This window comes from Terrilactibacillus tamarindi (genome assembly GCF_009718825.1).
Taxonomy (GTDB): domain Bacteria; phylum Bacillota; class Bacilli; order Bacillales; family Sporolactobacillaceae; genus Terrilactibacillus; species Terrilactibacillus tamarindi.
Map to the genome: position 1 here is coordinate 87,326 of NZ_WNHB01000016.1, position 8,529 is coordinate 95,854.

The window sequence follows — 8,529 nt, forward strand, 5'->3', positions numbered from 1 at the left end:
ATGTCATGAAGTGGTCAGAAATTTGCATTCATACAACACAGGAAGCTGTTGAAGCCATTACCAATATCCTTCATGAAGCTGGATCAAGCGGAGTAGTGATTGAAGATCCGCTTGATTTAGTAAAAGATTGGCCGCAAGAGTTTTCAGAGGTGTATGATCTTAATCCGTCCGATTATCCTGAAGAAGGTGTTAATATAAAGGCCTATTTGCCTGTTAATAGTTTTTTAGGAGAAACGGTTGAAGAAATAAAACAATCGATTAACAACTTGTTTGTCTATGATATTGACCTAGGTGACAACACCATCACGATCAGTGAAGTGAATGAAGAAGAGTGGGCAACAGCTTGGAAAAAATACTACAAACCTGTGCGGCTAACTGATCACATCACGATTACACCAACATGGGAAGAGTACAAGCCACAATTTGAAGGTGAGAAGATTATAGAACTAGACCCGGGTATGGCCTTTGGTACAGGAACTCATCCGACGACGGTGCTTTGCATTCAAGCCCTAGAGAAGTACTTGAAAGACTCTGATCATGTCTTGGACGTAGGTACCGGAACTGGTGTACTGTCTATTGCGGCGGCTAAGCTTGGTGTAGAGTCTGTTCTTGCCGTTGATCTGGATGAAGTGGCGGTTAAATCAGCTAAAATTAATGTCAAATTAAATCATGTTCAAGACAAGGTGTCAGTAAAACAAAATAATTTAGCAGATGGAATAGATAGACAATATGATATTGTCGTTGCTAATCTTTTGGCTGAGATTGTTATACGATTAGCGGAAGATGCCTATGATAAGTTAACAAATGGTGGCATTCTCATTTCTTCAGGAATTATTAAGCAAAAAGAACTTGAAGTTAGACAATGTCTAGAAAAAGTAGGCTTTACACTTGTTGAGGTCATCGAGCAAGAAGATTGGGTCGCTTTGATTGCCAAAAAAGGGGAAGACTAATGCAACAATATTTCATCCCGACTGAACAATTTACAGAAACACATGTTACGGTAATGGGTGAAGATGCCAAGCATATGCAAAAAGTGATGCGTATGAAAATAGGCGATTTATGCCAATGTGCAGATCGAGACGGTCATGTATTCAATTGTATGGTAGAATCGTTTGAGGGGCAAAATGTGATTCTAAAACTCGTTGAAGAAAAGAGTAACAATGCTGAGTTACCTATCCGAATCACCCTTGCACAAGGTATTCCAAAAGGTGATAAATTTGATACAATCGTACAAAAGGGGACAGAATGTGGGGCATATGCGTTTGTTCCTTTTTCAGCTGAGCGCTCGATTGCTAAATGGACATCTAAATGGGATAAAAAGAAAACACGATTTGAGAAAATCGCAAAAGAAGCAGCTGAACAGTCTCATCGGGATATCGTGCCCTATATCAGTGAGCCAATGGATTTAAAAGAATTGATTGCCTATGGTCAAAAATTTTCTAACAAACTCATTGCTTATGAAGAAACGGCTAAGTTAGGTGAGCAACAAGGTTTGCCAACCTTGTTAAAGTCAATTTCGCCAAGTGTTGAGGACAAGTTATTAATCGTAATTGGTCCTGAAGGCGGATTGTCAACTGCCGAAGTTCAGCAATTCAAACAGGCAGGTTTTATTTGCTGTGGTTTAGGTAAGCGAATTTTAAGAACTGAGACTGCACCTATTTATTTCTTATCATGTGTTTCTTATCATTTTGAATTATTATATGAGGTGAACAAATAAATGCCATCTGTTGCATTCCATACTTTAGGTTGTAAAGTTAATCACTATGAAACTGAAGCCATTTGGCAGCTTTTTGAAAAGAATGGTTATGAAAGAAAAGAATTTGAATCGACTGCAGATGTCTATGTGATTAATACATGCACAGTAACAAATACCGGTGATAAAAAAAGTAGACAAGTGATCAGGCGTGCTATACGAAAAAACCCAACGGCCGTTATTTGTGTAACAGGTTGTTATGCACAAACATCACCAGCTGAGGTTATGGCCATACCGGGTGTTGATATCGTTGTCGGCACACAAGACAGAGAGAAAATGATCGGATACATCGAACAGTACCAAAAGGAAAGAGAACCTATTAATGGTGTTAGTGACATTATGAAAGCTAGAGTCTATGAAGAGCTTGAAGTCCCCTCTTTCACAGATCGAACACGAGCATCTCTAAAAATTCAAGAGGGATGTAACAATTTTTGTACCTTCTGTATTATTCCATGGGCAAGGGGTTTATTAAGATCTCGTAAACCTGAGGCTGTCATTGAACAAGCTCAAAAACTCGTTGACGCTGGTTATAAAGAGATTGTTTTAACGGGTATCCACACAGCAGGATATGGCGAAGATATGAAAGATTATAATTTTGCTGCGCTTCTTCGGGATTTAGAAGCCAAAGTAAAAGGACTCAAACGCATCCGTATCTCCTCTATTGAAGCAAGTCAAATTACGGATGAAGTGATTGAAGTCATAGATAAGTCCAAAGTGATTGCAAGACATCTTCATATTCCTTTGCAATCTGGATCTGATTCTATTTTGAAACGAATGAGAAGAAAATATACAACGGCCTTTTTTGCGGAAAAAATTGAACGTTTACGGAAAGCCCTACCTGATTTTGCTTTAACATCGGATGTCATTGTTGGATTTCCTGGTGAAACGGATGAAGAATTCGAAGAAACGTATGCTTTTATTCGCGACCTTAGATTCTCCGAATTACACGTTTTCCCATATTCAAAACGAACAGGAACACCTGCTGCTAGAATGGAAAACCAAGTTCCTGATGAAATTAAACACGCCCGAGTCACACGTCTTATCTCATTATCGAATCAACTTTCTAAAGAATATGCGTCGAGATATGAGAACGAAGTATTAGAAGTTATCCCTGAAGAGCCTTTCAATAAGGATTCTAACACGGGTGAATATGTCGGTTACACGGACAATTACTTAAAAGTAAAATTCCCGGCTTCATCTGAATTAGAGGGGAAATTAGTTAGAGTTAAAATTACTCAAGCGGGTTACCCATACAATCAAGGACAATTTGTTCGAGTTATGGATGATGAGCAAATTGAGGAAGCAAAAGCAATTGCTCAAGGATAACGAAACAAAAAAAGGGAATCTCACGGAGATTCCCTTATCTATGTACAGAAACTTCATGAAAAGAGGGAGTATCGTGACAAATTTAGCTCACCTGATCGACCATACAGCACTTAAACCAGAAACCACATTGGATCAAATTCAAAAGTTATGCAATGAAGCGAAGGAACACCATTTTGCGTCAGTTTGCGTTAACCCAGTATGGGTAAGTAAAGCTTCATCATTACTTGAAGGAACAGATGTGAAAGTCTGTACGGTTATTGGATTCCCATTAGGTGCGTCTATTTCAAAAGTCAAAGCATTTGAAACAACTTGTGCGATTGAAGATGGAGCAACTGAGGTAGATATGGTCATTAACATTGGTGCTATGAAAGATGGACAAGATGACCTTGTAAAAGAGGACATCCAAGCAGTTGTTCAAGCAGCTAAAAATAATCTTGTCAAAGTTATTTTAGAGACGTGTCTATTAACAAAGGAAGAAATAAAAAGAGCAAGTAAACTAGCTATCGATGCAGGGGCAGACTTTATCAAAACATCAACTGGGTTTTCTAGCGGTGGAGCTACGGTTGAAGATGTTCGATTAATGCGCGAAGTTGTTGGAGAATCCAAAGGCGTGAAGGCTTCAGGTGGAATTCGAGATAAAGAAACGGCGGAAGCGATGGTAGCAGCGGGTGCATCTCGAATTGGTGCAAGTAGTAGTGTTAATATTGTTAAAACAAAGATCTGAGTGGATAAGCTCAGATCTGTTTTTGATGATTAGACTAAGTGAATGGCATAAACAATAAGATGTAACAATTATTCTATGACGTGCTTCGTTTTCTGTTTGTTTTCGACCCATCTACCATAGACATTAGCAAAAGGTAGTGCGAGAAGGGCTGTTATTAAATTAAACAAAACCCCGCTATGAGCAAGTTGAAATTCGGTTGAAGGACTTAATTTCATCGTGATGTCAGCAAGTAAATCAATAAAAGGATAAAAAAGAATCACGCCAAGCACATTAAAAAGAAAGTGTGTATAAGCCGTCCATTTTGCTTCCCAAGGATTGCCTAGACTAGCAATATACGCCGTGACACATGTTCCTATATTGGCACCAAATGTAACAGCAATAGCCGATCCTATCGATAGGGCACCATGATTAAGAAAGGCCATGGTAATTAATGTCGTAGCGGAACTAGATTGTAATACAGCGGAAAGAAGTGTTCCAGTTAGAATAGCAATGAGATAGTTTTGATCTGATAGGATTAAGATATGCTGAACAGACGATAGTTTAAATAGAGGTTCAGCCATCTGGTTAAAACCGTGCATAGAAGTGAATAGACATCCGATGCCAAATAAACAGGCCCCAACGGCAAAGCATTTCTTTATTGGATGAATCATTAAGAGTAAGCCTAAGACGAGAAAGATATATTGAATATATCCTACGTGGAACGAAGCAATTTCAATGGTTGCAGTTGTCCCAATATTCGCTCCTAGAATGATCCCTACTGTATTTGGGAAACGGAGTAATCCAGAAGCCGTTAAACCGATAGCAATAACTGTCACAGCAGAACTACTTTGTAACATCATAGTTGCAATGGCTCCAATAATTAATCCGTTAATCGGCTGCTTCGTTAATTTCTCTATAATCCCTTCAATGAATTTTCCCGCTAAATGGCGAAAACCCACTTTCATCATTGTCATTCCAAATAAAAAAATGCAAAGGTAAGCTAAAAAGGTAAGGATAATGAAGGTCAAAAACGTCACCTCTAATTCCATAGAATAGAATATGTCTTTCCATGACTTGTACTTATTCGATTTGTTCTATTCTATTAGGTAAAGAATCAAAACATGACAAATTAATAGATTTAATAAAAAATTTTGGTTTATTCTAGTAGACGAGGTTTTTAAGATTGAAAACTAAGAATGATAGACTTTTTCAATCAGAACGTTGAGTTGACTCTGCATTGAGGAATCATTTAGTTTACAAAAGGTGCGGAATCAGATATAATAACAAAAGACATATTATTATGTCTCTCTTAAAGCTGTTGCGTTTTGGAGGGAGGGAAACATAGATGGTCGAAACAAAAGTACGCAAAAATGAATCAATCGAAGACGCTCTAAGACGTTTTAAACGTTCAGTTTCTAAATCAGGTACATTAGCTGAAGTTAAGAAACGTAAACATTATGAAAAACCAAGCGTGCGTCGCAAGAAAAAATCTGAAGCGGCACGTAAAAAACGTAAGTTCTAAAAAAGGGGTGTTCCGATGAGCCTTTTGGATCGTCTGAACCAGGATTTAAAGCAAGCGATGAGGGATCGCGACAAAGTCAAGCTTTCTGTTATTCGTATGATCAAGACTTCCATCACTAATGAGTCGATCAAACACGGTAAAGAACTTTCGGATGACGATGTATTGACAGTGCTATCCCGTGAACTCAAACAGAGGAAAGACTCCCTCCAAGAGTTTGAAAATGCAGGCCGCCAAGACTTAATTGAAGGTGTACAGAAAGAAATTGAGGTTGTAAATTTATATATGCCTGAACAATTGTCGAAAGACGATCTTCAGACTATCATAGATGAAACCATTTCTGAAATAGGTGCTGTGTCTAAATCCGATATGGGTAAAGTCATGAGTGCTCTTATGCCTAAAGTCAAAGGTAAAGCAGACGGTAAACTAGTCAGTAGCCTTGTTCAGAGTAGATTATAATAATAGAATTTGCTTCGTGTGAAATGAGCCTTGTATATAACAAGGCTCATTTTTTCATAAGCATAAAACAAATTTTACTTTACATATTAAGGTATACACAGATTAACCATTTTGCTTTGAAACCTTTTCATGGTTATTGACGTATACAAGAAGGATAAACTTAGTACGACGAAAGATAATTACGAGGAGGAGATGTCATGGACGCAAGTGCCATAGGTATATTAATTGTAGCGGCCATCATTATTATTGTCTTAGCGATTTTATTTACGTTTGTACCGGTAACACTTTGGATATCAGCCCTTTCATCTGGTGTAAAAATTGGTATCTTTACGCTAATTGGGATGAGATTACGACGGGTTGTTCCAAGACGTGTGATTAACCCATTGATAAAAGCCGTTAAAGCAGGTCTTAATTTAAATACAAATCAGCTTGAAAGCCATTACCTAGCTGGAGGGAATGTCGATCGTGTCGTTAATGCCCTTATTGCTGCACACAGGGCAAATATTGAATTAACGTTTGAAAGAGCCGCTGCGATTGATTTAGCTGGTCGTGATGTATTAGAAGCTGTTCAAATGAGTGTAAATCCAAAGGTCATTGAATCGCCTTATATAGCTGGGGTTGCAATGAATGGGATAGAAGTAAAGGCAAAGGCAAGAATTACCGTTAGAGCCAATATAGATCGTCTTGTTGGTGGTGCTGGAGAGAATACCATTGTGGCTCGTGTTGGTGAAGGAATTGTTTCAACCATCGGTTCTTCAAAGGATCATAAAGTGGTTCTTGAAAATCCGGAACTCATCTCACAAACGGTTCTAAAAAAAGGTTTAGATGCAGGTACAGCCTTTGAAATTCTTTCTATAGACATAGCTGATGTTGATATTGGTGACAATATTGGTGCCAATCTTCAAACAGAACAAGCCGAAGCTGATAAAAATATTGCGCAGGCAAAGGCGGAGGAACGAAGAGCCATGGCGGTGGCGAGAGAACAAGAAATGCGTGCTAGAGTTCAAGAAATGAGGGCAAAAGTTGTAGAATCGGAAGCTGAAGTCCCAATTGCTATGGCACAGGCTCTACGAGAAGGAAAAATGGGCGTCCTAGATTATATGAACTACAACAATATTAAAGCTGATACAGATATGAGAAATTCGGTTGGCAAAGCTAATTTAGAAAATTCCGATGAAAACAATGAATAAAGTTTTGAATGAGACATGTGAAACAACAATTGGTGGTCATTTTTCAACACAACTGTTAGGTAATTGAATCATACGAACTTTTAAAAACAGTTATTCCCCACCTATGGATATTGCTTAATCCCTTTTAGGTGGGGGCTTTACTTTCAATTCAGCGGTATAACCACCTATTCTAGATGAATAAACATCCTATGTGAAGAAGGTGATTTAATGGAAATTGCGATGTTTATTATATTTGCTGTTATCTCACTTGTGGGTTATGTGGCAAGGTCAGTCGATAAACAAAATAAAGAGCAACGTCAGCGTATGGAAAAGCAGAAACGAATAAAAGAAAGACAAAATCGGCAAAGACAACGTTATGACTCAACATATGAAAGTCAAACGACAAGAGATGCCGGTGATAAGCCCGTAACGACGATTAGTTCCGAAACAGCTCCTCAACAAGAACAACCCGCAATGACCGTCGTCATGGAGGAGCACTCTTCTGGGCAGGCTTTATTAGAACAATATGAAAAAATGAAACAGAAAAATCTTAGAGAGAGACCTATAGGATCTTTAAAAGGATTATCTGTTAAACAAAGTCGAAGGGTGCGATCAGATCGACCATTTGTTATGAATCAAAAGAAATTTGCTGAATCTTTTATTTTGGCAGAATGTATTGCAAAACCGCGCGCCTATCGCCCCCACAAGGCACTAAGAAAATCTTAATTGAAACCAGGAGATAATAGCTCCTGGTTTTTTCATTCATTAAGAGGTAGTTCAAAAGCCACCAAATGCTCGGTGTTGGCTAAGAGGATCTTCAACTAAAATCGCTCACGTCCTGTGGCTGGTGCCTAAAGCCACTACATCCTGTGGAAGGTCGGTCCTCAGGAACTGTGCGCGCTTATCTTCTTGCTTTTAGTATGTCCCCTTTTTGAACAAGGAATTTTAAAAGAATATAGACGGAACTTTGTAGATGTACATATTTTTTTAGATAATGACGAATAGAGTATAATGCTATATAATTTGAAAGGGCATTTCTTTATGAAATAGCCGAGAACACTCGTGACTTTAGTCATGAGATGAATCGGCTTCGGATAGGGCGTGGCTTATGTCACGTTAACTATCCGACATATGCTTAGTCAATATGTACAAAAAAGTACTGATATAATGCTCTTATTCTACTAAAATTCCTTAACATGTGTTATCGTTAACATGAGGTGGAAACGTTGACAGATGTTAAGTATGGTAGAGGATATGTTTACTCCATTCAGTACCATATTGTTTGGTGCGTAAAATATCGCCATAAAGTATTAGTGGGTGATATAGATGTAAGATTAAAAGAGAGGCTGCATCAAATAGCCACAGATAATGGTTTTACCATTTCAGAAATCGAAACCGATTGTGACCATATTCATCTTCTTATTGATTGCACGCCACAACATTCCATTCCAACAATGATCAAAGCATTAAAGGGCGTCTCTGCAAGATTATTATTTAAAGAGTTTCCGAACTTAAAAAAGAAACTGCAGGGTGGTCATTTGTGGAATCCTAGTTACTTTGTCGCAACCGTAAGTGAAAATACAGAACAACAGATACGCCA

The 8,529-nt window shown here is 38.3% G+C and carries 10 protein-coding genes; 9 read left to right on the forward strand and 1 reads right to left on the reverse strand.

The features are described from left to right. Nucleotides 1–5 precede the first annotated feature (5 nt). Genes prmA through deoC form a run of 4 tightly spaced genes read left to right on the forward strand, consistent with a single transcriptional unit; the run spans nt 6 to nt 3,803 of the window. A complete protein-coding gene (gene prmA / locus GMB86_RS10850) occupies nt 6–950 on the forward strand; it encodes a 50S ribosomal protein L11 methyltransferase (RefSeq protein ID WP_155219715.1) in 945 nt (314 codons plus the stop codon). Continuing rightward, nucleotides 950–1,717, forward strand: coding sequence for a 16S rRNA (uracil(1498)-N(3))-methyltransferase (locus GMB86_RS10855; RefSeq protein ID WP_155219719.1), 768 nt, complete (start codon nt 950–952; stop codon nt 1,715–1,717). The genes prmA and GMB86_RS10855 overlap by 1 nt, the downstream gene beginning before the upstream one ends. Then, nucleotides 1,718–3,079, forward strand: a complete 1,362-nt coding sequence (gene mtaB / locus GMB86_RS10860; protein WP_155219721.1) for a tRNA (N(6)-L-threonylcarbamoyladenosine(37)-C(2))-methylthiotransferase MtaB — start codon at nt 1,718–1,720, stop codon at nt 3,077–3,079. A gap of 55 nt (nt 3,080–3,134) precedes the next feature. Then, nucleotides 3,135–3,803 carry a deoxyribose-phosphate aldolase gene (gene deoC / locus GMB86_RS10865; RefSeq protein ID WP_155219749.1) on the forward strand — a complete coding sequence of 223 codons (669 nt, stop codon included), beginning with the start codon at nt 3,135–3,137 and terminating at the stop codon, nt 3,801–3,803. A gap of 68 nt (nt 3,804–3,871) precedes the next feature. Here the strand turns inward: deoC and GMB86_RS10870 are convergent, their stop codons facing one another. Next, on the reverse strand, nt 3,872–4,810 hold the full coding sequence (locus tag GMB86_RS10870) for a Na/Pi symporter (RefSeq protein WP_155219724.1): 939 nt from the start codon (nt 4,808–4,810) through the stop codon (nt 3,872–3,874). A 317-nt stretch (nt 4,811–5,127) separates the two neighbouring features. On the opposite strand from GMB86_RS10870, the gene rpsU reads away from it, so the two are divergent. The 5 genes from rpsU to tnpA form a co-directional block, all read left to right on the forward strand. Then, nucleotides 5,128–5,304, forward strand: a complete 177-nt coding sequence (gene rpsU, locus GMB86_RS10875) for a 30S ribosomal protein S21 (protein WP_132742901.1) — start codon at nt 5,128–5,130, stop codon at nt 5,302–5,304. A 15-nt stretch (nt 5,305–5,319) separates the two neighbouring features. After that, a complete protein-coding gene (locus GMB86_RS10880; RefSeq protein ID WP_155219727.1) occupies nt 5,320–5,760 on the forward strand; it encodes a GatB/YqeY domain-containing protein in 441 nt (146 codons plus the stop codon). Nucleotides 5,761–5,957: 197 nt separating this feature from the next. Then, nucleotides 5,958–6,950 carry a flotillin-like protein FloA gene (gene floA / locus GMB86_RS10885; protein WP_155219729.1) on the forward strand — a complete coding sequence of 331 codons (993 nt, stop codon included), beginning with the start codon at nt 5,958–5,960 and terminating at the stop codon, nt 6,948–6,950. Between the two features lie 207 nt (nt 6,951–7,157). After that, complete coding sequence (locus tag GMB86_RS10890) at nt 7,158–7,655, forward strand: hypothetical protein (RefSeq protein ID WP_155219733.1); 498 nt, start codon at nt 7,158–7,160, stop codon at nt 7,653–7,655. A 500-nt stretch (nt 7,656–8,155) separates the two neighbouring features. Continuing rightward, the coding region (gene tnpA / locus GMB86_RS10895) for an IS200/IS605 family transposase (RefSeq protein ID WP_155219736.1) at nt 8,156–8,529 on the forward strand (374 nt) is incomplete at its 3' end.

Bases quoted from the DNA above. Each gene is read 5' to 3' on its own strand.
- prmA (WP_155219715.1), top strand. From the start codon at position 6: ATGAAGTGGTCAGAAATTTGCATTCATACAACACAGGAAGCTGTTGAA.
- GMB86_RS10855 (WP_155219719.1), top strand. From the start codon at position 950: ATGCAACAATATTTCATCCCGACTGAACAATTTACAGAAACACATGTT.
- mtaB (WP_155219721.1), top strand. From the start codon at position 1,718: ATGCCATCTGTTGCATTCCATACTTTAGGTTGTAAAGTTAATCACTAT.
- deoC (WP_155219749.1), top strand. From the start codon at position 3,135: ATGAAAAGAGGGAGTATCGTGACAAATTTAGCTCACCTGATCGACCAT.
- rpsU (WP_132742901.1), top strand. From the start codon at position 5,128: ATGGTCGAAACAAAAGTACGCAAAAATGAATCAATCGAAGACGCTCTA.
- GMB86_RS10880 (WP_155219727.1), top strand. From the start codon at position 5,320: ATGAGCCTTTTGGATCGTCTGAACCAGGATTTAAAGCAAGCGATGAGG.
- floA (WP_155219729.1), top strand. From the start codon at position 5,958: ATGGACGCAAGTGCCATAGGTATATTAATTGTAGCGGCCATCATTATT.
- GMB86_RS10890 (WP_155219733.1), top strand. From the start codon at position 7,158: ATGGAAATTGCGATGTTTATTATATTTGCTGTTATCTCACTTGTGGGT.